Origin of the sequence: Nonomuraea sp. NPDC049709, assembly GCF_040674815.1 — a bacterium.
Taxonomy (GTDB): domain Bacteria; phylum Actinomycetota; class Actinomycetes; order Streptosporangiales; family Streptosporangiaceae; genus Nonomuraea.
Map to the genome: position 1 here is coordinate 60,277 of NZ_JBFANM010000020.1, position 23,135 is coordinate 83,411.

28 protein-coding genes and 1 tRNA gene are annotated in these 23,135 nt (G+C 69.1%); 15 read left to right on the forward strand and 14 right to left on the reverse strand.

The window, feature by feature from the left end; genetic code table 11:
- On the reverse strand, positions 1-786 hold the full coding sequence (locus AB0J69_RS21480; RefSeq protein ID WP_364119692.1) for a GntR family transcriptional regulator: 786 nt from the start codon (positions 784-786) through the stop codon (positions 1-3).
- Between the two features lie 150 nt (positions 787-936).
- Between AB0J69_RS21480 and AB0J69_RS21485 the strand changes: the two genes are divergently transcribed.
- The 8 genes from AB0J69_RS21485 (at position 937) to AB0J69_RS21520 (ending at position 7,255) form a co-directional block, all read left to right on the forward strand.
- A complete protein-coding gene (locus AB0J69_RS21485) occupies positions 937-1,266 on the forward strand; it encodes a hypothetical protein (RefSeq protein WP_357779667.1) in 330 nt (109 codons plus the stop codon).
- Between the two features lie 96 nt (positions 1,267-1,362).
- The gene (locus AB0J69_RS21490) at positions 1,363-2,733 is read left to right on the forward strand and encodes an FtsK/SpoIIIE domain-containing protein (protein ID WP_364119695.1); all 1,371 of its coding nucleotides are present in this window, start codon (positions 1,363-1,365) and stop codon (positions 2,731-2,733) included.
- Between the two features lie 85 nt (positions 2,734-2,818).
- Entirely contained in the window at positions 2,819-3,478 is a 660-nt protein-coding gene (locus AB0J69_RS21495; RefSeq protein WP_364119698.1) for a DUF2637 domain-containing protein, read from the forward strand.
- The gene (locus AB0J69_RS21500) at positions 3,475-3,861 is read left to right on the forward strand and encodes a hypothetical protein (RefSeq protein ID WP_364119701.1); all 387 of its coding nucleotides are present in this window, start codon (positions 3,475-3,477) and stop codon (positions 3,859-3,861) included. Before AB0J69_RS21495 ends, AB0J69_RS21500 begins: the two co-directional genes overlap by 4 nt.
- Positions 3,862-3,973: 112 nt before the next feature.
- The gene (locus tag AB0J69_RS21505; protein WP_364119703.1) at positions 3,974-4,141 is read left to right on the forward strand and encodes a hypothetical protein; all 168 of its coding nucleotides are present in this window, start codon (positions 3,974-3,976) and stop codon (positions 4,139-4,141) included.
- Between the two features lie 321 nt (positions 4,142-4,462).
- Entirely contained in the window at positions 4,463-5,833 is a 1,371-nt protein-coding gene (locus AB0J69_RS21510; RefSeq protein ID WP_364119706.1) for a replication initiator, read from the forward strand.
- A complete protein-coding gene (locus AB0J69_RS21515) occupies positions 5,823-6,005 on the forward strand; it encodes a helix-turn-helix domain-containing protein (RefSeq protein ID WP_364119709.1) in 183 nt (60 codons plus the stop codon). Before AB0J69_RS21510 ends, AB0J69_RS21515 begins: the two co-directional genes overlap by 11 nt.
- Positions 6,005-7,255 carry a site-specific integrase gene (locus AB0J69_RS21520; RefSeq protein WP_364119712.1) on the forward strand — a complete coding sequence of 417 codons (1,251 nt, stop codon included), beginning with the start codon at positions 6,005-6,007 and terminating at the stop codon, positions 7,253-7,255. Before AB0J69_RS21515 ends, AB0J69_RS21520 begins: the two co-directional genes overlap by 1 nt.
- A gap of 77 nt (positions 7,256-7,332) precedes the next feature.
- Here AB0J69_RS21520 and AB0J69_RS21525 read toward each other — a convergent pair.
- Together AB0J69_RS21525 and rlmB are read right to left on the reverse strand one after the other, a co-directional pair.
- Positions 7,333-7,405 (reverse strand) — tRNA-Thr (locus tag AB0J69_RS21525).
- 20 nt (positions 7,406-7,425) lie between these two features.
- Entirely contained in the window at positions 7,426-8,388 is a 963-nt protein-coding gene (rlmB, locus tag AB0J69_RS21530; protein ID WP_364119714.1) for a 23S rRNA (guanosine(2251)-2'-O)-methyltransferase RlmB, read from the reverse strand.
- A 296-nt stretch (positions 8,389-8,684) separates the two neighbouring features.
- Between rlmB and AB0J69_RS21535 the strand changes: the two genes are divergently transcribed.
- Both AB0J69_RS21535 and AB0J69_RS21540 read left to right on the forward strand, forming a co-directional pair.
- On the forward strand, positions 8,685-9,185 hold the full coding sequence (locus tag AB0J69_RS21535; RefSeq protein WP_364119717.1) for a SigE family RNA polymerase sigma factor: 501 nt from the start codon (positions 8,685-8,687) through the stop codon (positions 9,183-9,185).
- Positions 9,182-10,378: a hypothetical protein gene (locus tag AB0J69_RS21540; RefSeq protein WP_364119720.1), complete on the forward strand. Its 1,197-nt coding sequence runs from the start codon at positions 9,182-9,184 to the stop codon at positions 10,376-10,378. Before AB0J69_RS21535 ends, AB0J69_RS21540 begins: the two co-directional genes overlap by 4 nt.
- On the opposite strand, the gene cysS is transcribed toward AB0J69_RS21540, so the two are convergent.
- Positions 10,375-11,766, reverse strand: coding sequence for a cysteine--tRNA ligase (gene cysS, locus AB0J69_RS21545; RefSeq protein ID WP_364119723.1), 1,392 nt, complete (start codon positions 11,764-11,766; stop codon positions 10,375-10,377). The two genes, AB0J69_RS21540 and cysS, sit on opposite strands and share 4 nt — an antisense overlap.
- 42 nt (positions 11,767-11,808) lie before the next feature.
- Positions 11,809-12,195, reverse strand: coding sequence for a PPOX class F420-dependent oxidoreductase (locus AB0J69_RS21550; RefSeq protein ID WP_364119725.1), 387 nt, complete (start codon positions 12,193-12,195; stop codon positions 11,809-11,811).
- Positions 12,196-12,251: 56 nt separating this feature from the next.
- Here AB0J69_RS21550 and AB0J69_RS21555 point away from each other — a divergent pair, with 56 nt between their 5' ends.
- A complete protein-coding gene (locus AB0J69_RS21555) occupies positions 12,252-13,304 on the forward strand; it encodes a DUF2637 domain-containing protein (RefSeq protein WP_364119727.1) in 1,053 nt (350 codons plus the stop codon).
- An 84-nt stretch (positions 13,305-13,388) separates the two neighbouring features.
- On the opposite strand, the gene AB0J69_RS21560 is transcribed toward AB0J69_RS21555, so the two are convergent.
- The 4 genes from AB0J69_RS21560 to AB0J69_RS21575 form a co-directional block, all read right to left on the reverse strand.
- The gene (locus AB0J69_RS21560) at positions 13,389-13,658 is read right to left on the reverse strand and encodes a GlsB/YeaQ/YmgE family stress response membrane protein (RefSeq protein WP_364119728.1); all 270 of its coding nucleotides are present in this window, start codon (positions 13,656-13,658) and stop codon (positions 13,389-13,391) included.
- Positions 13,659-13,755: 97 nt separating this feature from the next.
- A complete protein-coding gene (locus tag AB0J69_RS21565) occupies positions 13,756-14,043 on the reverse strand; it encodes a GlsB/YeaQ/YmgE family stress response membrane protein (protein ID WP_364119730.1) in 288 nt (95 codons plus the stop codon).
- A 179-nt stretch (positions 14,044-14,222) separates the two neighbouring features.
- The gene (ispF, locus tag AB0J69_RS21570) at positions 14,223-14,693 is read right to left on the reverse strand and encodes a 2-C-methyl-D-erythritol 2,4-cyclodiphosphate synthase (RefSeq protein ID WP_364119733.1); all 471 of its coding nucleotides are present in this window, start codon (positions 14,691-14,693) and stop codon (positions 14,223-14,225) included.
- A 17-nt stretch (positions 14,694-14,710) separates the two neighbouring features.
- Positions 14,711-15,193, reverse strand: coding sequence for a CarD family transcriptional regulator (locus AB0J69_RS21575; protein WP_043624891.1), 483 nt, complete (start codon positions 15,191-15,193; stop codon positions 14,711-14,713).
- A 179-nt stretch (positions 15,194-15,372) separates the two neighbouring features.
- On the opposite strand from AB0J69_RS21575, the gene AB0J69_RS21580 reads away from it, so the two are divergent.
- Entirely contained in the window at positions 15,373-16,026 is a 654-nt protein-coding gene (locus AB0J69_RS21580; protein ID WP_364119736.1) for a copper chaperone PCu(A)C, read from the forward strand.
- A 56-nt stretch (positions 16,027-16,082) separates the two neighbouring features.
- Here AB0J69_RS21580 and AB0J69_RS21585 read toward each other — a convergent pair whose 3' ends face one another.
- Together AB0J69_RS21585 and AB0J69_RS21590 are read right to left on the reverse strand one after the other, a co-directional pair.
- A complete protein-coding gene (locus AB0J69_RS21585; RefSeq protein WP_364119739.1) occupies positions 16,083-16,775 on the reverse strand; it encodes a response regulator transcription factor in 693 nt (230 codons plus the stop codon).
- Positions 16,776-16,842: 67 nt separating this feature from the next.
- Positions 16,843-18,015, reverse strand: coding sequence for an ATP-binding protein (locus tag AB0J69_RS21590; RefSeq protein ID WP_364120005.1), 1,173 nt, complete (start codon positions 18,013-18,015; stop codon positions 16,843-16,845).
- Positions 18,016-18,148: 133 nt separating this feature from the next.
- On the opposite strand from AB0J69_RS21590, the gene phoU reads away from it, so the two are divergent.
- A complete protein-coding gene (phoU, locus tag AB0J69_RS21595; protein WP_364119742.1) occupies positions 18,149-18,793 on the forward strand; it encodes a phosphate signaling complex protein PhoU in 645 nt (214 codons plus the stop codon).
- A gap of 245 nt (positions 18,794-19,038) precedes the next feature.
- Here phoU and AB0J69_RS21600 read toward each other — a convergent pair whose 3' ends face one another.
- The gene (locus tag AB0J69_RS21600) at positions 19,039-20,001 is read right to left on the reverse strand and encodes a YafY family protein (protein ID WP_364119745.1); all 963 of its coding nucleotides are present in this window, start codon (positions 19,999-20,001) and stop codon (positions 19,039-19,041) included.
- A gap of 62 nt (positions 20,002-20,063) precedes the next feature.
- Between AB0J69_RS21600 and AB0J69_RS21605 the strand changes: the two genes are divergently transcribed.
- Positions 20,064-21,254: an epoxide hydrolase family protein gene (locus AB0J69_RS21605; RefSeq protein WP_364119746.1), complete on the forward strand. Its 1,191-nt coding sequence runs from the start codon at positions 20,064-20,066 to the stop codon at positions 21,252-21,254.
- A gap of 112 nt (positions 21,255-21,366) precedes the next feature.
- Positions 21,367-21,645, forward strand: coding sequence for a hypothetical protein (locus tag AB0J69_RS21610; protein WP_364119747.1), 279 nt, complete (start codon positions 21,367-21,369; stop codon positions 21,643-21,645).
- Positions 21,646-21,864: 219 nt separating this feature from the next.
- Here the strand turns inward: AB0J69_RS21610 and AB0J69_RS21615 are convergent, their stop codons facing one another.
- Together AB0J69_RS21615 and AB0J69_RS21620 are read right to left on the reverse strand one after the other, a co-directional pair.
- Positions 21,865-22,608: a phosphoglyceromutase gene (locus tag AB0J69_RS21615; RefSeq protein WP_364119748.1), complete on the reverse strand. Its 744-nt coding sequence runs from the start codon at positions 22,606-22,608 to the stop codon at positions 21,865-21,867.
- A gap of 32 nt (positions 22,609-22,640) precedes the next feature.
- Positions 22,641-23,120: a YbjN domain-containing protein gene (locus tag AB0J69_RS21620; RefSeq protein WP_364119751.1), complete on the reverse strand. Its 480-nt coding sequence runs from the start codon at positions 23,118-23,120 to the stop codon at positions 22,641-22,643.
- Positions 23,121-23,135 lie beyond the last annotated feature (15 nt).

Genomic DNA, 23,135 nt, shown 5'->3' on the forward strand with positions numbered 1-23,135 from the left:
TCAGATCTGGGAGGGCGCGTCCGGGACGTTCGCCTCCTGGTCGATCAGGTACTCATCGATGATGGTTACCCGGTCTGCGGGCCAGATTGACTCTGAGACTTCCAGGATCGCGCCATCTTCCGCCCGGGCGGTGTGGATGACGTGCAGGACCTGCGCACCTTGCGTCAGGCCCAGGGTGACGGTCTCCTCCGGTGTGGCGCTGCGGGCGATCCATTGGTCGCGGGCGTGGTGGTAGCGCTTGCCGCTGAGCTCTTCCACGCAGAGGAACAGCGCCTTGGGGACGACATCTCGCTTCTCCAGGAAGGTGCCTCGGGCTATGTCGGCCGGGAGGTAGCTGGCCCCGATCTCCTCCGGCGTGTCGGTGTTCTTGTCGTACAGCACGCGGCGGCGGGTGATGACCTCGGTGCCTTCGGGGACGCCCATGGCTTCGGCGATGGTGGCCGGCACTTGCTCCGGTCCGGCGTACACGATGTCGTGGCGCAGGTGTGAGGTGAGGAGCTTGCCATCGCTGCGGGCCCGGCCGTAGCGGCTTCGGGAGCGGCGTTCGAGGCGGTGGTCTTGCCGTACGAAGGTGCCGATGCCGTGCTTGGACTCCACGACGCCTTGCGATCGCAGGACTCCTACGGCTTGGCGGATGGTCGGCAGGCTGACCTTGAAGCGTTCTGCCAGAGCCGTTTCCGCAGGGAGCCGCTCCCCCGGTTCGTAGCGGCCTTCCTGGATGTCGTGCCGCAGAGCCTCCGCGATTTGCTGGTATTTCGGGGCGAATCCGCCCAGACCTGATGTCACTGTGCCGCCTCGCTGGTGTCCGAACAGTAAAAACTGCTCTCGCCACGAACTCTACTCCTCATTAGGAGTTGACGACAGGACCACCGTGGGTAATCATCCAACTACAAGTCCTCATTAGGAGTTGAGGACCTGAGGTCTGGAGGACCACCCATGCGTAACATTCCCGTCGACATCACCGCCCTGGCCTTCATCGTCGCCGGCGAGCCTGAGCCGAAGATCGTGGACCGCGCCACGGGCGAAGTGAAGAGGGACGCCGAAGGCCGGGAGCTCTACACCATCCCGCTCCTGCCCAAGCCGAACGACGACCGGCGCAACCCGGTGATCGTGGTGACGTTCCCGAGCGAGACGTTCCCGCAGATCCCCGAGGGCGTGCAGGTCCGGCCGGTCGGCCTGGCCGCGTTCTTCTGGTCGATGAACGGCCGGTCCGGCCTCGGCTTTCGCGCCGAGACCATCGCACTGGCCAACCCCAAGGCGGCCTAGCCGCACCAGTAACACCCCTGGAGCGGGCGCATCGCCTGGCAGCTAACCGCCCGCTCCGGGGCCTTCCTTCCGAAGGTTCGAAAGGACAGTCTGATTATGTCCGACTGGCTGATCCCGCTGGCCATCACCATGGCCACGGTCTGCACGGTCCTGCTGGTGTGGCGCAAGCTGCACCCCGTCTCACTCTGGCTGGCCCTGGGCTACCCGCTCAAGGCCGCACACGTCTACCTCACCTGGGGCAACGTCGCCCACGGCTGCGCCCTCACCCGTAAGCGGCGCCGCTGGCGCTACACCCTCGACGGCCTCCCGGTCGTCGGACACGCGAGCATCTCGCTGTCCCAGAAGCGGAAAGTCCGCCGCGTGGACATCGACAAGCCGCCCCGGCTCGGCTTCATCCGCCCGTGCCACCTCGGCTTCCGGGTCAACGTCAAGCTCATGGACGGCCAGACGCCCGACGACTACGCCGCCCGCCTGTCCAACCTCGCGCACGCCTGGCGGGTGCACTCCGTCCGTCTCATCTCCTGGAAGCCCGGCCGCGTCACGTTGCTGGCCACCAAGGGTGATCCACTCGCTGCGGTGTCCATACCGGTCCTGTCCGAGGGCCTGCTACGGGTCCGGGTCGGCCTGCTGGAGACCGGCGCGCCCTGGGTGCTCGACTTCCGTACCGTCCCGCACTGGCTCAACACCGGAGCCACCCAATCCGGCAAGTCCACGCTCCTCAACGCCCTGATCACCGGCCTGGCCGGACAGCCCGTCGCGCTGGTCGGCTTCGACCTCAAGGGCGGCGTCGAGCTGACCTCCTATGGTCAGCGCCTGTCGGCCATCGCCACCGAACGAGCCGAATGCATCGGCCTGCTCGACGACCTGATCTGCCTGGTCAAGACCCGGATGGCGCTGTGCCGCACCAACAAGGTGCGCAACGTCTGGAAGCTGCCGGAGAACCTGCGGCCGACGCCGGTCGTGGTCCTGGTGGACGAGGTCGCCGAACTCTTCCTGATGGCTCACAAGGGCGAGAAGGACGAGATCGCCGCCACCGCCACCGCGCTCCTGCGGCTGGCCCAGCTCGGCCGCGCCTTCGGCGTCTACCTGTTCGTCTGCGGACAACGGGTCGGCTCCGACCTCGGCCCCGGCGTCACCGCCCTGCGATCCCAGCTCTCCGGCCGCGTCTGCCACCGGGTCAACGACCCCGAGACCGCGACCATGACCCTCGGCGACACCGACCCGGCCGCCCTGGACGCCGCCCGTCAGATCCCGGCCAACATGCCCGGCACCGCCATCGTGGTCGGCGAGGACGGCCGCTGGTACCGAGCCCGCTCCGTCTACGTCAGCGAAGAGGTCGCCGAGACCGCCGCCCAGGCGCACGCCGACCTCGCACCGAAGTGGGCCGACCTGCTCACCGCCACCGACGCCGTGACCATCACCGATGCGGAGCTGGAAGCCCTGGCCCGCGAAGGCGAACCCACCTAACCCACTCACCCGCAGGCCTGGCGCAAGCCCATCGCGCCAGGTCCCTACCCGGCCCATGCCGAAAAACGAAGGGAGGCGACCCTCGTTGGACCGCATCCGCTCCACCATCTGCGACACCGGACCCGTACTCGTCCTGGCCATCATCGCCGCTGTCGGGTCCTTCACCCACATCAGCGACCTGGCCGCCCGGCACGGACAACTCGGCTGGCAGTCCTGGGCGGTCGCCGTGTGCATCGACCTGATGTGCGTCATGGCCGCCCGCGAACTTCAACGTGACAAGCGCACCGGCCGCCACCGACATGGCTGGATGTCCTGGCCCGCCCTCGTGCTGACCGGCGGCATCGTCCTCACCCTGGCGGCGAACCTGGCCACCGCCCGCCCGACCGTCTGGGGATGGATCACCGCCGCCACACCGGCCGTGGCCTTCCTGGTCTCGGTGTCGATGCTGGAGCGCCGCGCCTCCCACCGGCCACAAAGGCCGGCCGATCCGGAAGAGCCCGAAGAGACCGACACCGAGATCGCCGAGGTCATCCAGTTCGAGCCCGTCGAACTGCCCTCAGCCGAACCCACACCCGAACCCGATGTGTCCCCGGCCCTGCTGGCCTACGCCCGCCGCCTGGCCGACGACCACCACACCAAGCACCACCGGCCCATCACCGGTGACCAGCTCGCCACCCGCATGCACGTCTCGGCCGACGTGGCCAACGACCTGCTCACCCTGATCCGAAAGGAACCCGTCGCATGAACCACCACGACCTCATCGAGTCCGCCCGCTCCTGGGCACACGGCTCCTACCCGATGGAAGCCGCCGTGGAGCTGCTGATCCACCACGGCACCTGGCTACGCCGACCGGACTTCCAAGCCGTCGCCGTAGACCTGGCGGAACCGTTCGCAGTCATCGACTGGCTTGCCGCCCACGACGCGCTCACCCTCGGGCACCTGCCCTGCTCCGGTGGAGAGGCCGCCATGCTCCGCATCGCCCTCTCCATCGCCTACGCCCTCCCCGTGGAACTCGGCCCGGCCCTCACCAGCCTGGACGCGACCAACCTCGGCCACGTCGTAGCCGCCATCCGGCACGCCAACGGCAACCGCGCCGCCTGGCTCCCGGCGCAGGGCGGCCCGGCATGAACCACCTCTACTGCCGCCACTGCCTCGGTTCCGGCCCCAGCTACTACCCACCGAAGCGCCCCGGCCCAACCACTGCCGAGAGCTGTCCAATTTGCCGAAGGAGGCGAACCCGATGACCACCACCAAGCGAACCCGTACCAAGAAGAAGACCTGCTCGACCTGCAACGGCGAAGGCCAGGTGGAGACCTGGGAGATCGTCGGACGCGGCAAGAACGCCACCCGAATCGACACCTGGGCCTTCTGCCTGGACTGCTGCGGCACCACCGGAGGCACTGCATGAACCCGTACGAGATCCGCGCCTACGCCTGCGCCACCTGCAACGGCACCGGCCTGTACGACGACGACACCTGCCGCGACTGCTCCGGCACCGGCATCGACAACCACAACTGATCAACGACGCCACCACGGGACGGCTCAAGCCTGGCAGCCCGCCGTCCCCGTGGGGCGTCACCCTCCGCACTCAACGAAGGACTTCCAGTATGCGCCACCGGCCATGCCCGGAATGCGGCGGCTACGGCTCCGTCCGCGTCCGCTCACTCCGTACCCGACAGCTCGTGACCATCTACTGCCCGTGCTGCGAAGGCTCCGGAACGGAGACCTCATGACCGAGGCTCCCGAACGGCCCTCACCCGCCAGCCTGCTCGGCCCCGCCATCCGCGACCTGACCCGCCGCTCCACCCACGACATCACCCGCTGGATCCGCCAGGTAGACCGCCTGCGCGGCTGCCGCGAACCCATCCGCCTCACCGGCGAGTCCGCCACCATCCACACCCACACCGGCGAACTCCTGAGCCACTACACCACGACCGGCGAACCACACAGCCAACTGCTCGTCCGCTGCGGGAACCGCCGCACGTCCCGCTGCCCGGCCTGCGCCGAGACCTACCGCCGCGACACCTTCCACCTCATCCGCGCCGGACTGCTCGGCGGCGACAAGGGCGTCCCGGCCACCGTCCGCACCCATCCGCGCGTGCTGGCCACCTTCACCGCACCCACCTTCGGCCCGGTCCATCGAGGCCCGGCCAAGAACGGCACGGTGCCGGTCTGCCACCCGCGCCGGACCGGCCCGGCCTGCTTCACCCGCCACCAGCAAGGAGACCCGGCCATCGGCCAACCACTCGACCCCGACAGCTACGACTACATCGGCCACGTCCTGTGGAACGCCAGCGCCGGAGACCTCTGGCGCCGCTTCACCATCTACCTCCGCCGGCACCTGGCCGCCGCCGCCGGACTGACCCGCAAGACCTTCAACGAAACCGTCCGGATCTCCTTCGCCAAGGTCGCCGAGTACCAGGCCCGAGGCGTCGTACACTTCCACGCCGTCATCCGCCTCGACAGCCGCACCGACGACAACACACCCGTCCCACCGCCCGCGTGGGCCACCGCAGACCTGCTCGACGACGCCATTCACTCAGCCGCCCGAGCCGTTCGCCTGCCCGCACCCGACCTCGGCCAGCCCACCCGCGAACTCGTCTGGGGCGACCAGATCGACGTCAAGCACATCCATCCCGCCGATGACGACGGCGACATGACCGAGGAGAAGGTTGCGGGCTACATCGCCAAGTACGCCACCAAGGACGCCGAAGCCACCGGCACCCTCGACCGGCCACTCACCCACGCCACCATCCACCAGCTCACCCGCCTGGGCATCGCCGACCACCCGGCCCGGCTCATCCGCACCGCCTGGGCCCTCGGCAACCCGACCGCTCACCCCGACCTCGCCCACCTACGGCTCCGCGACTGGGCCCACATGCTCGGCTTCCGGGGCCACTTCTCCACCAAGAGCCGCGCCTACTCCACCACCCTCGGCGAACTCCGCCAGGCCCGCACCAACTGGACTCGCGCACGGCTGCCCTACGAACCCGACACCACCCTCGTCCTCGGCCACTGGCAATACGCCGGACAGGGCTTCACACCCAGCGAACAAGCCCTCGCCACCTCACTCACGCAGGAGGCCGCTCATGATGGCTGAACTGCTCACCGTGCCCGAAGCCATGGCCGTCCTCAAGATCAGCCGCTGGACCCTCTACAACCTGATCCGCTCCGGCGAACTCACGTCCGTTCTCGTCGGCACTCGCTGCCGCCGCATCCCATCGTCGGCGCTGGACGCCTACGTGACCCGTCTATGTGAGGAGGCCGCCTGATGGGCAAGCGATCGAACGGCGAAGGCTCGATCTTCCCGTACAAGGACGGCTGGGCGGGCTACGTCTGGGTCACTACCCCAGAGGGCAAGCGCACCCGCAAGTGGGCCTACGGCAAGACCCGCGAGGAGACCCACGAGAAGTGGCTCAAGCTCCACGACCAGGCGCGCAAAGGGCCGGTGGCCACCAAGCACGAGACAGTGGCCGCCTTCCTTAAGCGCTGGCTCGCCGATGTCGTCGAGCCCAACCGCGAACCGACCACCTACGTCGCGTACGAACCCCTCGTCCGGCTGTACATCGTCCCTGGCCTGGGCAAGAAGCGCCTCGACAAGCTCACCGTCCGCGACGTTCAGACCTGGCTGAACACCCTGCCCACCCTCTGCACCTGCTGCAATCAGAAGAAGGACCACAGGCGCCCAGAGCGCAAGCGCCGCTGCTGCGCCATCGGTAAGTGCTGCAACAGCTACCCGGCCCGCTACACGATCATCGGCATTCGCCGCACTCTTCGAGCCGCCCTCGGCCACGCCATTCGTGAGGAGCTGATCTCCAAGAACGTAGCCGCCCTGACGACGATGCCCAGCGCCAGCAAGACCAAGAAGAAGCGGCAACAGGTCGTCTGGAGCGTCGATGAGGCTCGCCGGTTCCTGGAGCAGGTCCAGGACGATCCGCTCTACGCGGCGTACGTGCTCGTCCTTCTCCTCGGCCTGCGCCGTGGTGAAGTCCTTGGCTTGGCCTGGGACTGCGTAAATCTCGACGGTGATGAGCTGCACATCGCCCGCCAGCTCACCCGAGTCGGCGGCCAGCTCCTGCACCGCGACATGACCAAGACCGACGACTCAACCGCCTCGCTGCCGCTCCTGGGGCTGTGCATCTCAGCACTTAAGCAGCGTCGCGAGCTGCAGGACCAGGCCCGCGAAAAGGCCGGCGCCGGGTGGAAAGAGTCGGCCCTGGTCTTCACCACGAAGTACGGCACGCCCATCGAACCGCGGAATCTGAACCGTGCCTTCGACTCCCACTGCAAGAACGCCAATGTCCCACGCATCCGCTTCCACGACACCCGGCACACCTGCGCCTCACTCCTGGCCGCTCTCGACGTGCACCCGCGCGTGGCGATGCGGATCCTCCGGCACTCACAGATCAGCGTGACCATGAACGTCTACACCCAGATCCCAAGCCCGGAAACCCGCAAAGCACTCGACCGGCTCAACGACCGGCTTGCTAACGGCGATCAGGGCCAGGACCAGGAAAGCTAACGCGGTTGCTGTACGGCGCTGCTGTATAGAGATCAAAAAGGCCCCTTCCAAGTCGCGGAAGGGGCCTTTGAGCTGCGAGCCGACGAGGGGAATCGAACCCCTGACCTTCTGTTTACAAGACAGATGCTCTGCCGATTGAGCTACGTCGGCACGGCCTACCAGTGTAGACGCTAGAGACGCCTGTGACGAGCGACCTCATACAGCGCCACCCCAGCCGCCACCCCCGCGTTGAGCGACTCGGCGGCCGCCTGCATCGGGATGCGCGTCACCACGTCGCAGTGCTCCCGCACCAGCCGTGAGAGCCCCTTGCCCTCCGAGCCCACGACCACCACCAGCGGTTCGGTCAGCAGGTCGACGTCGCCGATGTCGGTCTCGCCGGCACCGTCGAGGCCGATCACGAACAGCCCGGCCTCCCGGTATTCCCGCAGTGCCGCCGTCAGGTTCGACGCGCGGGCCACGCGGAGGGTGGCGAGCGTGCCGGCGGACGTCTTCCAGGCGCCGCCCGTGACGCCGGCCGAGCGGCGGGACGGGACGAGCAGGCCGTGGGCGCCGAAGGCGGTGGCGGAGCGGGCGATGGCGCCCAGGTTGCGGGGGTCGGTGACCGAGTCGAGGGCGACGATCAGCGGCACCTCGCCGGCTTCTTCCGCGAGGTCCACCAGCTCGGACGGGTGCGCGTAGTCGTATGCCGGGATCTGGAGGGCGATGCCCTGGTGGACGGCGCCCTCCGTCAGGCGGTCGAGCTTGTCGCGGGAGACCTCGAGCAGGGCGATGCCGCGCTCTGCCGCGATCTTGATGGAGTCGCGTACGCGGTCGTCGTTGTCGATGCGCTGGGCCACGTAGAGGGCGTTGCTCGGCACCCCCGCCTGCAGCGCCTCCAGCACCGGGTTGCGGCCGCCGATGTATTCGGGGGCGTCTTCCGAGCGCCGCTGCCTGGCAGGCGCGGCGCGCCGGGCGCCTCCCTGCTCCTCGCGCGCGATGCGCTCGGTGCGGGCCTTGTCCTTGTACCAGTGACGCATTTCGGCAGGCGGGGTCGCGCCCCGGCCCTCGAGCGACCGGCGGCGCTGCCCTCCGGCGCCTTTGGACGGGCCCTTTTTCTTCGCGGGCCTGCCCGATGCCCTACCCCCTGCTGCCATGCCATCAAGGGTACTCGGGCCGCCAGCCACCTCAGCCCATACCAGGATTCGGGTGATCTTCCGGCGGCGAGGGAGATCTTTCGCAGCGGATGAGCGGTGCTCGCGGAGAGGGTCGCGGAAAGAGGAGGTCGAAGGGCACCGAGCACAGTCGTCCGAGGCTGGGGCAGGAGTCGCGTGGTCGATCCGCGCTTCCCGAGCGCGCCCCGTATCGCCCAGGGCAGAAGTCCACCGGCCGTTCAACAAATCCCCCACCAAGTCCGTCTCTGTGGAGACGGACCAGGGAAAGGCGATGACAAGTGGAAGACGACTCCCGCTTCACGGAGTTCGTCGCGGAGCGAGCCAATGCGTTGCTGCGTTACGGCTACGCGCTCAGCGGCAACCCGCATGACGCGGCCGACCTGACGCAGGAGGCGCTGATCAGGCTGCACAGGGCCTGGTCGAGGGTGCGGCGGAAGGAGGATCCGGAACGCTACACCAAGGTCATCATGACCCGGCTCCACATCAGCGCCTGGAGACTGCGCCGCCGCGAGCACCTGGCCTGGGCGCTGCCGGAGACGCCCCTGCACGACGCGCTCCCCTCCGACGACGACCAGGAGCTGTGGCAGGCCCTCGAAGGGCTGCCGCGTAAACAGCGCGCCGTGCTCGTCCTCCGCTTCTATGAGCAACTCGCCGACGCGGAGATCGCCGAGCTCCTCGGCATCTCCCAGGGAACCGTACGCAGCCACGCCTCGCTCGGGCTGGCCAAGCTCCGTTCCGCGATCGCCCACCGTACCCCCGCCAAGAGGAGCACCCCGTGACCAAGGAGCTGGAAGACGACCTCCGCCGGGTCATCGGCCGCGCCGCCGAATCCGCGCCGCAGGCTCCGAGCGGCCTGTCCACGGAGATCGTGGGCCGCTCGCGGCGGCGCCGGGCGCGTACGCTGGCCGCCGTGACAGCGCTCGCCGTGGCGGTCGTCGCTGGCGGCGTGGCCGTGACGGTACGCGGCCTCGGCGACGACCGCGCCCATCTGGCGGTGAATCCCGCCCCATCCCCTCGAAAGAGCCTGGCCGCCCAGGAAGGACGTCCTGCCCCCGTCGAGGAGGTGTGGCCGAACGCCGTGTGGAAGATACCGGCGAAGCTGTCGGACGGCCGCAAGTTCAAGCCGCTGCTGTTCATCGACGACCGGACGATCCTGCTGTCGACGTGGTCGAGCTTCGAGAAGGCCGACGCGATCTACGCCTATGACCTCGGCACCGGCGACGTCCGCAAGATCGCCGACATCCGGACCCCGAAGGGCGTGTTCGCCTCGGGGTACGCGGTCGGCGAAGGCCGAGTCGTCTGGCAGACGATCCGCGACAGGCGTACCGAGTTCTGGTCCGTCCCCATCACGGGCGGAGAGCCCGCCGCCATCGCGACGGACGCCCCGGTCGAGGGGCGCACCGACGCCTCCGCCGTGGTCGCAGGAAAGCTCGCCTTCTCCGTCCTCGAAGGAGGCGTCTTCACCCTGCCCCTCGACGGCGGGCAGGTGACCCCCGTCGCGGGTGCCGACCGCCATCACATCCTGAGCTGGCCGTGGGTGGGGACCCCCGGCGACTACACGCCGGACAACGAGCCCAGCTTCGAGGAGCTGCTCAACGTCGAGACCGGGCAGACCAGCAGGGCGCTCGTCCGGCCCGGCGAGAAGTTCGTCAGGTGCGGCGTCACCTCGTGCGTCGGCACGGGCGCGGACGAGAAGTATTTCCACCGCCTGCGCGACGGCTCGCAGCAGCGGGAGCTGCCGCAGTGGGCGCCGCTCGGGCTGGCCTACGACCGCTTCATGACGATCCACCAGCCCATGCCCACCGGCGGCCAGGCGCTGCTCGACCTGACCACCGGCAAGTCCGGCGACCTGGGCCTACGCCCCGACGCCAAGGGCGGGTCGGTCAGCGTCCAGCCGGGCTTGACCCGGAACCGCCTGGTCTCCTACCCGCTGGGAGACCAGTACGTGATCATCGACCTCTTGCGGATCTAGTGGCTCAGCTCCCAGCGAGCCCCGTGCGGCGTGTCCTCCACCGTGATGCCGGCGGCCGCGAGCTGGTTCCTGATCGCGTCGGCGGCCGCGTAGTCCTTGCGCTCCCTGGCCGCCTTGCGCTGCTCCAGCGCCACCGCCACCAGCGCGTCCACCACCGGGGTCAGGTCCGACCCGGCACCGCGCCACTGCGGTGAGCGCGGGTCGAGGCCCAGCACGTCGAGCATGTTCTGGGTCTCGGCCAGCAGCCGCGCCACGGCCTCCTTGTCGCCCTTGGACAGCGCCACGTTGCCCTCGCGCACCACCTCGTGCACGACCGCCAGCGCCTGGGGCGTGCCCAGGTCGTCGTCGAGCGCGTCGGCGAACGCCTGGGGCAGCGGCGCGTCGGCGTCCACATCGTGGATGACCTCCGCGGCCCGCGTCACGAAGCCTTCGATCCGCTGGTAGGCCGCCGCGGCCTCCAGCAGCGCCTCCTCCGAGTATTCGATCGAGGAGCGGTAATGTGGCGCCGCCAGGTAGTAGCGCAGCTCCACCGGCCGGACCTTCTGCACCATCTCGGGAATCAGCAGCGAGTTGCCGAGCGACTTGCTCATCTTCTCCGCGCCGATCTTGAGCATCCCGTTGTGCATCCAGAAACGCGCGAAGCCGTCGCCCGCGGCCTGGGACTGGGCGATCTCGTTCTCGTGGTGCGGGAAGATCAGGTCGAGCCCGCCGCCGTGGATGTCGAACGTCGAGCCCAGGTATTTCGTCGCCATGGCCGAGCACTCCAGGTGCCAGCCGGGGCGCCCGGGCCCCCACGGCGTCGGCCACGTCGGCTCGCCCGGCTTCTCGCCCTTCCACAGGGCGAAGTCGCGCGGATCGCGCTTGCAGGACTCATCGTCGGTGTCGGCCGCGGGCCGCATGTTCTCCACCTTCTGGTTGGAGAGCGTGCCGTAGCGGTCGGCGTAGGACTGCACGTCGAAGTAGACGTCTCCACCGGACGCGTACGCGTGCCCGCGCTCGATCAGCCGCTCCATCAGCGTGATCATCTCGGGCACATGGCCCGTGGCGCGCGGCTCGACGGTCGGCGGCAGGCAGCCCAGCGTCTCGTAGGCCCAGGTGAAGGCCCGCTGGTTGCGCTCGGCCACGACGAACCAGGGCACGCTCTCGGCGGCCGACACCCTGATGATCTTGTCGTCGATGTCGGTGACGTTGCGGCAGAACGTCACGTCATATCCGGAACGCGCCATCCAGCGCCTGAGCACGTCGAAATTCACGCCCGAGCGGATGTGCCCGATGTGCGGGGGAGCCTGCACGGTTGCCCCACACAGGTAAATCGACGCCCGGCCGGCTTCGACCGGAACGAATTCACGGATGGCGCGCGTACTGGTGTCGTAGATGTGCAGGCTCACGAGGAAAGGCTAACGCCTCGGGGCCGTCATCACGTCGAATAATCAGCCTCGCAAGAACACCCTGTCCGGCGAGATCCGTACGATGAGCCGCTCGACGCCCGGCTTGTCCTCCCATGGGAGCCCTCGGTACTTCTGCGACAGCTCGTCGATGAGCGCGCCCGCCGGGTCGGGCGTCACGGTCACGCGCCCGCGTACCTCCACGTAGCGGTACGGATCGGCCGGGTCGATCACCAGCAGGCTCGCCCGCGGGTCGCGCTCGAAGTTCCGCGGCTTCCTGCGCCCCTTCACGGTCGAGAAGATCACGTCGTCGCCGTCCGTACGCACCCACACGACCGACGACTGCGGCCCGCCGTCGGGGTTGATGCTCGTCACCGTCGCGTAATTGGGCGCGTCCAGAAGTTTGCGGACATCTTCCGTGAGCTCGGCCATGCGGGGTCTCCCTTGATCGGTCTGCGACCCCATTCTTCTGTAGGCTCGAAACCGCCATGGACGTGACTCCCCCCTCTTTGCTCCGCCGCCTGGGCATCGCCCTGGCCGGGCTCGCCGTCGCCGCCCTCACCGGGGCCGCGTGCGCGCTCTCCTTCGACGACCTGCGCGCGCTGGCGCTCACCGGCGAGGCCCGCCCCAACCTCGCCTTCCTCTATCCGGCCGCCTTCGACGCGCTCCTGGTGGTGGCGCTGATCGGCGTGCTGCTGCTGCGCCCGGCCAGGATGCTCGTACGCGTCCAGGCGGCGTTCGTGCTGGTCCTGCTCATCGTGGCGGCCGCGGCGGCGAACGTGGCCACGGCGGTGCGGCTCACGTTCGACGTGCGGCCGACGGCCGTGGGCGTGGCCCTGGCGCCCTGGGTCATGCTGGCCCTGGCGCTGTGGCTGTGGTTACTGCTGATCAAGCACGTGCAGGCCCATCGCGCCCAGGGTTCGGGCGAGGGCGACGACCGTACGGCCGAGCAGGACATCGTGCCGTTCCACCGCCCCCAGTCCCAGGCCGAGACGCCGCCCCCGCTCGCCACGCAGGCGCCGGTGCCCGTGCTGGAGCCCACGCCGGTGGTCGGTCCCACCGCCGCCCCCGAGACGCCCCCGGTCTCGACGCGGGTGTCCGAGTGGCCGGTGCAGGAGGAGAAAGAACCCGAATTAGAACCCCAGCCCCAGCCTGAGCCCGAGCCCGAGCCCCACCCTGAGCCCGAACGAGAGCCCGAGCCCGAGCCGGAACCCCAGCCCCGACCAGAGCCCGAGCCGGAGCCTGAGGCGTTGACGCGCCCCGTCCGCTGGGGTGACCGGGTCAAGCCCACCGACGTCCTCGTCCACCCCCGCTCCGACCGCAAGGACGAGGAGGAGGACGCCGACACCCAGCCCCACCCCGTCGTCGAGGACGACGAGGTCCCGGATCCCGAGCACGGCCCCGAGGCCGCCGACTCCGGAGAGCGCCGTGAGGAGACGCGTGAGGAGCTGGAGGACACCGCCCCTCACCCGGTGATCCACGACGACACCCCGGCCCCCTCAGGGCGTCTGCGCAGCACGCCACGCCCGCCTGAGGACTGAGCACGCCCGCCTGAGGGCCGAGAAGGGGCCCGCCCGGGACGAATCCCGGGCGGGCCCATGTATCCCGCCTGGAGGCCGCTGCCGTCAGACGCTGGTGCCGCGACGGAGCCCGGCCACCAGGCCGACTCCGACAATGGCGAGCACCACCTGCATCACCAGCTCGATCCAGTCGATGCCGGGTGTCGTCTGCACACCGAGCACCTGTGCGAGCAGCGTGCCCAGCAGAGCCGCCACGATGCCGACGACGATGGTGAGGATCCACCCGATGGCCTGCCTGCCAGGGAGCAGCAGGCGACCGATTGCGCCAATCACGGCGCCAATCACTATGGCGCCAAGGATGGATTCGATGGTCATGACATGAAACCTCCCCGTGAGGGTGAGCGGTTCACTCTCACGGGGAGGTGGCTACCCGATCTACGGCGATTATGCGCCGTCTTGGTGAAGGGGCAGGTCAGGTCATTGTTCTGCCGCTGCGACCGCCGCGCCCCATGCCCATTCGCGTCACAAGGAGCACACCGACGACGGCCAGGACGAGCTGGAGTATGTGTTCGATCCAGTCGATCCCTCGCGTGTCGGCCCAGCCGGCCGCCTGTGCGATCAGCGTGCCGATCAGGGCGGCCACGATGCCGACGATGAGGGTCAGACCGATGGACATGTTCTGCCTGCCGGGCACCAGCAGCCGGGCAAGCGCACCGACGATGGCGCCGATGACTACTGCGGAAACAATCGCGCCGATCATGTGTAGCTCCCCCCGAGACGTTCACATGTCTTGGGGAGACCTACCCCCTGAGCAGGCAAACTACCCATGGGAAGGCGGCGGTCCGTACCGCGCCAGTGACGAACCGCCGCCTCCGAACTCGACGGGCTTGGCGGCCCGCCGGGACACCCTCACGCATCCCTACGTATGACGCCTGCGGTTCAGGAAAGGTTGACGACCAGAGCGGTCGCGATGGCCGCGACACCCTCGCCGCGGCCGGTCAGCCCCAGCCCGTCGGTGGTGGTGGCGGAGATGCTCACGGGTGCGCCCACGGCGGCGGCGAGCGCCAGCTCGGCCTCCGCACGACGTGGCGCCAGCTTGGGCCGGTTGCCGACCACCTGGATGGCCACGTTTCCGATCTCGTAGCCGGCGGCGCGCACCTGGCGCGCGGTCTCCTCGAGCAGGGAGGCGCCGGAGGCGCCCGCCCAGCGCGGGTCGGCGGTGCCGAACAGCCCGCCCAGATCGCCCAGCCCGGCCGCCGACAGCAACGCGTCGCAGGCCGCGTGCGCGGCCGCGTCGCCGTCGGAGTGGCCTTCGAGCCCTGTCTCGCCCGGCCAGTGCAGGCCCGCGAGGTTGAGCTCACGCCCCGAGCCAGCCGAAGCGAACGGGTGGACGTCGACTCCGACGCCCACCCGTGGAAGATTCGTGTTCAGGAGTTGAGAACCTCGTCGAGAAGGGCCTCAGCCTTGTCCTCATTGGTCTTCTCGGCCAGGGCCAACTCGCTGACCAGGATCTGGCGCGCTTTGGCGAGCATGCGCTTCTCGCCTGCGGACAGACCGCGCTCGCGGTCCCTCCGCCACAGGTCCCGAACCACCTCGGCGACCTTGTTCACATCGCCGGATGCGAGCTTCTCCAGATTGGCCTTGTAGCGACGAGACCAGTTGGTCGGCTCTTCCGTGTGCGGCATCCGAAGGACATCGAAAACCCGCTCAAGGCCTTCCTGACCGACAACATCGCGCACACCGACGAGTTCTGCGTTTTCGGCTGGCACCTGGACGGTAAGGTCGCCCTTGTCGACCTTGAGCACCAGGTAGGTCTTTTCCTCACCCTTGATGGATCGCTTCGTGATTGCTTCGATCCGAGCAGCCCCATGGTGGGGGTAGACGACAGTGTCGCCGACCTGGAAAGTCATGTGACAAGTACCCCTTCCGCTGTACTCCAGGGTACCACGCATCCACAGCCTCCCGGAACAGTGAAATCCTCATAACTGCAGGTCAAGGCCGCATATTGGGGCTTGACAAGCTCTCAACTGTATGAATCGCATTTCCGGACATAGCGAATGACCTGCGGGGGTGTGGATATGACCTTGCATTGGGGTGGATATGGTGGGCGCTGCACATCACGCACGCGCGACACCTGCGCAAGACCAAGGAGAACCCGCCCGTGACCAGCCGTCGCTGGATTGTCGTAGCCGCCGCGTTCTTGGCAGCCCCCGTGCTCGCGGGCTGCGGGGCTGGAATCGACGCCACCACCAACAAGCCGTACGCCCCGAACGAGGCGCAGGCGTTGATCGAGAAGGGTTCGTACGGCAACCAGAGCGGCATTCACATCCCGCAGGCGTTCATCCTCGGCCCCGACTCCGGAGCTCAGCTGGCCTGGCGCGGCTCCGCCCCGATCTACCTGAACATCCTCAACACCGCCGGCGCCCCGGACACGCTTCAGGCCGTCTCCGCGGGCAACATGGGCACGGTGAAGGTCACGGCGCCGATCCAGCTCCCGAGCAACCAGCTCGTCAACACCGGCAAGCCCACCCCGCAGATCATGCTCGAGGCGATCCCCAAGAGCCTCAGGGGCGGCGAGACCATCAAGCTGGACCTCCAGTTCGCCAACGCCGGAGTCGTGTCCCTGAACGTGCCTGTGGTCACGCGCAGCCGCGAGTTCAAGGACTACCCCCCGGCCCCCGGCGCCACCCCGGCCCCCACGCCGACCCCGACGCCGTCCGCCCCCGCGGAAGAGGCCCACTGACACACCACTGAGGGCATGCGAAACCCCGGCACCGCCGTTCGCGGTACCGGGGTTTCTCACTCCTCCACGGCGTCGAACTTGTAGCCCAGGCCGCGCACGGTCAGGATGCAGCGCGGGTTGGACGGGTCGGCCTCGATCTTGGCGCGCAGGCGCTTGACGTGGACGTCCAGCGTCTTGGTGTCGCCCACGTAGTCGGCGCCCCAGACACGGTCGATGAGCTGGCCCCGGGTCAGCACCCGCCCCGCATTGCGGAGCAGCACCTCCAGCAGCTCGAACTCCTTCAGCGGCAGCTGCACCGCCTCACCCCGCACGGCGACGACATGCCTGTCGACGTCCATGCGTACGGGGCCGACGGCCAGCACGGCCGTCTCCAGCTCCTCCGGCATGTCACCCTGGCGGCGCAGCACGGCGCGGATGCGGGCCACCAGCTCGCGCGAGGAGAACGGCTTGGTGACGTAGTCGTCGGCGCCCAGCTCGAGGCCCACGACCTTGTCGATCTCGCTGTCCTTGGCCGTCAGCATGATGACCGGCACCTTGGAGCGCTGCCTGAGGGAGCGGCACACCTCCGTACCGGGCAGACCGGGCAGCATCAGGTCGAGCAGCACCAGATCGGCGCCGTTGCGGTCGAACGTGTCGAGCGCCTCGGGCCCGGTGGCCGCGACCGACACCTCGAAGCCCTCCTTGCGCAGCATGTAGGACAGGGCGTCGGAGAAGGACTCCTCGTCCTCCACCACGAGTACACGGGTCATGAGTCCTCCTTCGTCGGCCTCATGCCCCTGAGGGTGCTGCGTCCAATGGTTCCTTCGCTTCGCTCAGTCACGAGGCTGCCTCCAGGGGAATCGAGGGTGGTACTGCCACCGCCGTCCCGCCGAAGGCGGGCAGGCGGAGCGTGAAGGTGGAGCCGGACCCTTCCTTGCTCCATACGGACACCTCGCCGGCGTGCGCGGCGGCGACGTGCTTGACGATGGCGAGGCCGAGCCCGGTGCCGCCGGTGGCGCGCGACCGGGCCGCGTCGACGCGGAAGAATCGCTCGAAGATGCGCTCCAGCGCCTCCTCGGGAATGCCGATGCCCTGGTCGCTGACGCTGATCTCGACGGAGTCGCCCGCGGGCCGCACGCTGACGACGACCCTCGTGTGCTCGGGACTGTAGGCGACCGCGTTGTCGATCAGGTTGCGCAGGGCGGTGACGAGCAGTTCGTCGTCACCCCAGATGCGCAGGCCCTCGGTGCCGCCGGTGACGAGCGCGATGTCCTTGGCGACGGCCCTGGTGTTGCAGTGGTCGATGGCGTCGTTGACGGCCTCGTCGATCGAGACCTGGCCCGGAGTGGGGATGGGCTCGGCGCCCTGGATCCTGCTGAGCGTGATCAGGTCCTGGATGAGGTAGTTGAGCCGGGCCGCCTCGTGCTGCATGCGCCCGGCGAAGCGGCTGACCGCCTCGGGGTCGTCGGCGGCGTCCTGGATGGTCTCGGCCAGCAGGCTCATGGCGCCCACCGGGGTCTTCAGCTCGTGGCTGACGTTGGCGACGAAGTCGCGGCGCACGGCCTCGACCCGGCGCCGCTCGGTCTGGTCCTCGGCCAGCACCAGCACCTGGCCGTAGGAGCCGAGAGGTGCCACGCGGACGGCGAAGTTGGTGGTCTCCTGGCCGAACTTGTGCCCGGCGACGTCGATCTCGCTCTCGCGGATCTCGCCGTCGCGGCGTACCTGTCTCGCCAGGGCGAGCAGCTCCGCGGCCATCAGGCGGTCACCCTTGACCAGCCCGAACGCCCGTGCGGCCGAGCTGGCGCGCAGGACGCGGTCGTGGGCGTCCAGCACCACCGCGGACGAGGGCAGCACGGCCAGCACGGACGCGACGCCTTGCGGCAGCGCGGCGCCGGTCTCCACGCCATCGGTCGCGGCGGTACGGCTGGGGGCCTCGATCTGATTGCGGTAGAACAGGACCGCCAGGGCGCCCACCACGAATCCGGCCAGGGCCGCGAAGCTCATGGCCATCTCACTCATGCCTCCGATGGTAGGTGGCGTTTCCGCAGGGACAGACCCCCTCATCAGGGGATGAACGACCCTTTCCTGGAAAGTTCATCTTGCTGTAGGGGTTCGTTCATCGACCGGGCCGTACGGTGACGACATGCGCGACGCGTACCATGAAGAACTTGATTCGCTGACCGACAAGCTGGTCGAGATGACCCGGCTTGTCCGCTCGGCCATTTCTCGTGCCACCACGGCCCTCCTCGACGCCGACCTCCAGCTCGCCGAGAGCGTCATTTCCCGCGACGAGGAAGTGAACGCCACGTTCGCGGAGGTCGAGACCTCGATCTTCGAGCTGATGGCCAGGCAGCAGCCGGTCGCGGTGGACCTGAGAATGGTCATCACGGCGCTGCGCATGGGCACCGACCTCGAGCGTATGGGCGACCTGGCCGTGCACGTGGCCAAGGTGGCCAGGCTGCGCCACCCCGACTCGGCGATCCCGCCGGAGGTGCGCTCCACCATCCTGGAGATGGGCCAGATCGCGGAGAACCTGGTCACGAAGGCCGGGAGCTGCGTGGCGTCGCGGGACGTGGACTCGGCGCTGGAGCTGGAGCAGGACGACGACGCGATGGACCGGTTGCATCGCAGGCTGTTCAGGAGCATCTTGGCCAAGGACTGGCAGCACGGGGTGGAGCCGGCGATCGACATCACGTTGGTCGGGCGGTATTACGAGCGGTACGCGGATCATGCGGTGCGGGTCGCCCAGGACGTCGTTTACCTGGTCACCGGGGCTCGCCCAAGCTAACAGCCCACGGTGCGGGACCGGGCCGAACACCCGGACTCCGCCCTGAGATGTGCGCCGGCCGCGAGGGCCGGGGCGTGGTCGCGGTCGTGCGGGATCCCGCCCGTGCCCCGCAGGGAGTGGAGGTGCGGCGCGGCGACCACGACCGGAGGATCGCCCACCGTCTGGCCCCCATCGCCGGAGTTCCGGAGCGATGATCTCGCGCGGGTGCCGGGCAGGCCGGCCGAGGCGGTGATCGCTCGTGTCCCTCAGGCACCCTCCGGAACCGCCTGCCGGTAGCGGCCGGCCAACGTGCGGATCGCCGCGACGAGTTCGGGCGGCTCGGTGACCTCGAAGTCGGCGTCGAGCATGCCCAGATAGCAGGCCAGCATCTGCGGTGTGTCCGAGCCGACCTCGGCCACGCAGGCGTCATCGCCCAAGGGTTCCACCGGAATGCCGGACGGCAGCCGCTCGCGCACGTGTTCGGCCGGGGCGCGCACCATCACCCGGGCCCGGCACTGCCAGGTCGCGGTGGCCAGGCCGGTGGCGACGTGGCCGGCGAGGTCACCGCCAGGGTCCTCGCGTGGGGTGAACCGCGGGCCGTTCGGCGTCCGCAACCGCATCCGGTCCACCCGGAACGTGCGCCAATCGGACCTCGCGACGTCCCATCCGACCAGGTACCAGCGGCCTCGATTGTGGGCCAGCCGGTGCGGCTCGACCTCGCGGCGGCCGGCCGACCCGTCATGGCCGACGTAGTCGAACCGGAGCCGCTCGTGGTCGCGCGAGGCCGCCGCGATCGCGGTGAGCGTGTCGGCGTCCACGCTGGGGCCCGCGTGCGGAAGCGGGACGAGGTAGGCGCGCAAGCCGTTGACACGACGGCGAAGCCGCGACGGCAGCATCTGTTCCAGCTTGGCCAGGGCACGCAGCGCCGCCTCCTCGATGCCGGTGACCGCGCCCTGTGTGGCGCCCACCCGCAGCCCGACCGCGACGGCGACCGCTTCATCGTCGTCGAGCAGCAGCGGCGGCAACTCCGCACCCGCCCCGAGGCGGTAACCGCCGGTGACGCCCCTGATCCCCTGCACCGGATAGCCGAGACCGCGCAGGCGTTCCACATCGTTGCGGACGGTGCGCGCGGTGACGCCGAGCCGCTCGGCCAGCTCCGGTCCGCTCCAGTCCCGCGGCGTCTGCAACAAGGAGAGCAGCCGCAGCAGTCGTTGTGCTGTGTCCGACATGCTTCCAAGTCTGCCCGGATACAGGAACGGAAGGTTCCTGTATCGCTCCTATGTTTCCCGGTATGGACAACAACACCGACATCCGCCCGTTCCGCGTCGACATCCCGCAGGGCGAACTGGACGATCTGCGCGATCGCCTCACCCGTACCCGCTGGCCCCGGCAGATCCGCGGAACTGGTTGGGAGCGCGGCGTTCCCGTGGACTACCTCAAGGAGTTGGCGGCCTACTGGGCGAACGGCTTCGACTGGCGCGCGCAGGAGAAGACGCTGAACGAGCACCCGCAGTTCGTGACCACGATCGACGGCCAGGACATCCACTTCCTGCACGTCCGCTCACCCGAGCCGGATGCGCTGCCGCTGATCCTCTGCCACGGCTGGCCAGGCTCGTTCGTGGACTTCCTGGACGTGATCGGGCCGCTGACCGATCCCCGCGCGCACGGGGGTGACCCGGCGGACGCGTTCCACGTCGTGATCCCGTCGCTGCCCGGTTTCGGGTTCTCCAACCCGGTGCGGGAACCGGGCTGGGGCAACCTGTTCCGGGTGGCCGCCGCGTTCGGGGAGCTGATGAGCCGGCTCGGCTACCGGCGATTCGCCGCGCAAGGAGGCGATGTCGGGGGTGGCGTGACCATGCTGCTGCCCATGGCCGCCCCCGGCCACGTGGTCGCCACCCACATCAACGGTCCGTCGCCGTACCCGTTGGGCCCGCCCGTCGATCTGGACGGCCTGTCCGCCGCGGACCGGACGCGCGCCGAGCGGTTCAATGCCGCCCGCCAAGATGGCCTCGGCTACCTGCACCTGCAGTCCACCCGCCCGCAGACCCTGGCCTACTCGCTGACCGACTCGCCGATCGGACAGTTGGCGTGGATCGCGGAGAAGTTCAAGGAGTGGACCGATCCTGCCGCCGAGCTGCCCGAGGACGCGGTGGGCCGCGACCGGTTGCTCACCAACGTGAGCCTGTACTGGTTCACCGGCTCCGGCGCGTCCTCGGCCGACATCGTCTACGAGGGAATGCGCGCCTACCGTGAGATCGCCTCCGGCCAGTCCGGCGACGATCAGGCCGGGTGGCCGTCCGCGCCGGCACCGCCGCAGGGGATCGCGGTGTTCGCGGCGGATCTGACGATCCGTGCCCTCGCCGACCCGGCGAACACCGTCGAGCACTGGTCGGAGTTCGACCGGGGTGGCCACTTCCCGGCGATGGAGGCACCCGACCTGCTCGTCGGCGACCTGCGCGAGTTCTTCCGCGTCGCGCGGTGAACCTGGCGGCGGGCGGGCTGACGGGCGACTGGCGGGCGACGGTGTCCGGCGTCTTGGGCATCGATCGGGGATGGGCGATGCTGGAGCTGTACGGTGACTGCCGGGAGGGCTGATGGCGGACGATGACGCGAGGACGACGGGCCGGTGCTATGCGTGCAAGCGCACCTTCAGCTACGACCCCAAGGAGGTCATGACCTTCCTGATCGATCGCGAGACCGGCCTCCCGCCGGGGATCACGTTCTTCGGCACCCTACGTCCGGCCACGCCCGAATCCGTGGCCAGATCCGCCGATGAGCCGGTCTGCCCCGATTGCGTGGACAGAGCCAAGCGGTTCACCGCAGAGAGCGACCCGCCTCCGCAATGGGAAATCTGGCCGCCAACCAAGAATTAACCGGTGCATAGCGGCCCCGCAATCGCTGAACTTGCGAGAAGCCCTTCGTGGCGGGCCTAGCATCGTCTGCGGGCAGACCGGTTACCGGGCTGGGCGAAGGGAAGCCTTCGCCCAGCTCAAGCGGCTGCGCGATGATCGGCCCCGCGGTCGCTCGTCGCGGTTGGGGAAGTGCCGGTTCCCTGAAGCCGCGCGGCCGGGGCCGGGAGGCCCCCCGGGTGGTCAGCGGCCCTGGTTGGCGACGGCCTCGATGGCGGACTTGGCGGCCTCCGGGTCCAGGTACCGGCCGCCGCGGACCGTCGGCCGGTAGTCCGCGTCGAGCTCGTACACCAGCGGGATCCCCGTAGGGATGTTCAGCCCCGCGATCTCCTCGTCGCTGATCCCGTCCAGGTGCTTCACCAGGGCCCGCAGGGAGTTGCCGTGGGCCGCCACCAGGACCGTGCGGCCGGCTGCCAGGTCGGGGACGATCTCGTCGTACCAGTACGGGAGCATGCGGTCGACCACGTCCTTCAGGCACTCCGTGCGGGGCATGAGCTCCGAGGGGAGGAGGGCGTAGCGGCGGTCACCGGCCTGGGAGTATTCGTCGTCGTCCGCGATGGGGGGCGGGGGCACGTCGTAGGAGCGGCGCCACAGCATGAACTGCTCCTCGCCGAACTCCTCCCTGGTCTGCGCCTTGTTCTTGCCCTGCAGGGCGCCGTAGTGGCGCTCGTTGAGGCGCCAGCTGCGCTTCACCGGGAGCCAGAGCAGGTCGGCCTCCGCCAGCGCCAGCTGAGCCGTCTGGATGGCCCTGGTCAAGAGGCTGGTGTGGAGGACGTCCGGGCGCAGTCCGGCTTCCTGGAGGAGCTTGCCGCCGCGGCGGGCCTCGTCCTCGCCCTTGGCGGAGAGGCTCACGTCCACCCAACCGGTGAACAGGCCCTTCGCGTTCCAGTCACTCTCGCCGTGCCTAAGCAGCACCAAAGTCGCCATGCGGCCAATCCTATGGCCGGGCCACGCGGGGCTCACCTGTCCGGGTCGGCGAAGCGGGCGAAGGCCTGGAGGTTCGCCAGGGACTCGCCGCGCTTGGCCCGCCACTCCCATTCACGCCTGATCGAGGAGGCGAAGCCCAGCTCCAGCGCCCGGTCGAACCAGTCGTCCGAGTACGTCAGCACGCACCCGAGCAGCCGGTCCACCTCTTCCCCCGTGACGGCCGTGAGCGGTATCCGGCCGACCAGGTAGACGTCGCCCACCGGGTCGAGCGAGAAGTGCACCCCGTACATCGAGCCGTTCTTGCCCAGCAGCCAGCGGTAGAACTCGGCGTGGTTCTCGTCGGGCTGGCGGCAGAAGAACGCCTCGACGTGCAGCACCCGCTCCCCCACGATCAGCCAGGTCATGGTGGCGAGCTTGTGCTGTCCGGGGAGTTTGGCCAGGAACGCTCCGGGCCGCGGCTCGTCGTAGGTGACGTCCGCGGCCTTGAGCGCGGCTTCGACGACATCGCGCATGCCGTCCACAATAGA

What these genes read in the sequence shown, in the direction of transcription:
- phoU (WP_364119742.1), top strand. Translation starts at nt 18,149, where the DNA reads ATGCGCGACGCGTACCATGAAGAACTTGATTCGCTGACCGACAAGCTG.
- AB0J69_RS21600 (WP_364119745.1), bottom strand. Translation starts at nt 20,001, where the DNA reads ATGTCGGACACAGCACAACGACTGCTGCGGCTGCTCTCCTTGTTGCAG.
- AB0J69_RS21605 (WP_364119746.1), top strand. Translation starts at nt 20,064, where the DNA reads ATGGACAACAACACCGACATCCGCCCGTTCCGCGTCGACATCCCGCAG.
- AB0J69_RS21620 (WP_364119751.1), bottom strand. Translation starts at nt 23,120, where the DNA reads ATGCGCGATGTCGTCGAAGCCGCGCTCAAGGCCGCGGACGTCACCTAC.
- AB0J69_RS21575 (WP_043624891.1), bottom strand. Translation starts at nt 15,193, where the DNA reads ATGACTTTCCAGGTCGGCGACACTGTCGTCTACCCCCACCATGGGGCT.
- AB0J69_RS21560 (WP_364119728.1), bottom strand. Translation starts at nt 13,658, where the DNA reads ATGACCATCGAATCCATCCTTGGCGCCATAGTGATTGGCGCCGTGATT.
- AB0J69_RS21515 (WP_364119709.1), top strand. Translation starts at nt 5,823, where the DNA reads ATGATGGCTGAACTGCTCACCGTGCCCGAAGCCATGGCCGTCCTCAAG.
- AB0J69_RS21550 (WP_364119725.1), bottom strand. Translation starts at nt 12,195, where the DNA reads ATGGCCGAGCTCACGGAAGATGTCCGCAAACTTCTGGACGCGCCCAAT.
- AB0J69_RS21610 (WP_364119747.1), top strand. Translation starts at nt 21,367, where the DNA reads ATGGCGGACGATGACGCGAGGACGACGGGCCGGTGCTATGCGTGCAAG.
- rlmB (WP_364119714.1), bottom strand. Translation starts at nt 8,388, where the DNA reads ATGGCAGCAGGGGGTAGGGCATCGGGCAGGCCCGCGAAGAAAAAGGGC.
- AB0J69_RS21485 (WP_357779667.1), top strand. Translation starts at nt 937, where the DNA reads ATGCGTAACATTCCCGTCGACATCACCGCCCTGGCCTTCATCGTCGCC.
- AB0J69_RS21590 (WP_364120005.1), bottom strand. Translation starts at nt 18,015, where the DNA reads ATGGCCATGAGCTTCGCGGCCCTGGCCGGATTCGTGGTGGGCGCCCTG.
- AB0J69_RS21585 (WP_364119739.1), bottom strand. Translation starts at nt 16,775, where the DNA reads ATGACCCGTGTACTCGTGGTGGAGGACGAGGAGTCCTTCTCCGACGCC.
- AB0J69_RS21505 (WP_364119703.1), top strand. Translation starts at nt 3,974, where the DNA reads ATGACCACCACCAAGCGAACCCGTACCAAGAAGAAGACCTGCTCGACC.
- AB0J69_RS21565 (WP_364119730.1), bottom strand. Translation starts at nt 14,043, where the DNA reads ATGATCGGCGCGATTGTTTCCGCAGTAGTCATCGGCGCCATCGTCGGT.
- AB0J69_RS21490 (WP_364119695.1), top strand. Translation starts at nt 1,363, where the DNA reads ATGTCCGACTGGCTGATCCCGCTGGCCATCACCATGGCCACGGTCTGC.
- AB0J69_RS21500 (WP_364119701.1), top strand. Translation starts at nt 3,475, where the DNA reads ATGAACCACCACGACCTCATCGAGTCCGCCCGCTCCTGGGCACACGGC.
- AB0J69_RS21520 (WP_364119712.1), top strand. Translation starts at nt 6,005, where the DNA reads ATGGGCAAGCGATCGAACGGCGAAGGCTCGATCTTCCCGTACAAGGAC.
- AB0J69_RS21555 (WP_364119727.1), top strand. Translation starts at nt 12,252, where the DNA reads ATGGACGTGACTCCCCCCTCTTTGCTCCGCCGCCTGGGCATCGCCCTG.
- AB0J69_RS21510 (WP_364119706.1), top strand. Translation starts at nt 4,463, where the DNA reads ATGACCGAGGCTCCCGAACGGCCCTCACCCGCCAGCCTGCTCGGCCCC.
- AB0J69_RS21615 (WP_364119748.1), bottom strand. Translation starts at nt 22,608, where the DNA reads ATGGCGACTTTGGTGCTGCTTAGGCACGGCGAGAGTGACTGGAACGCG.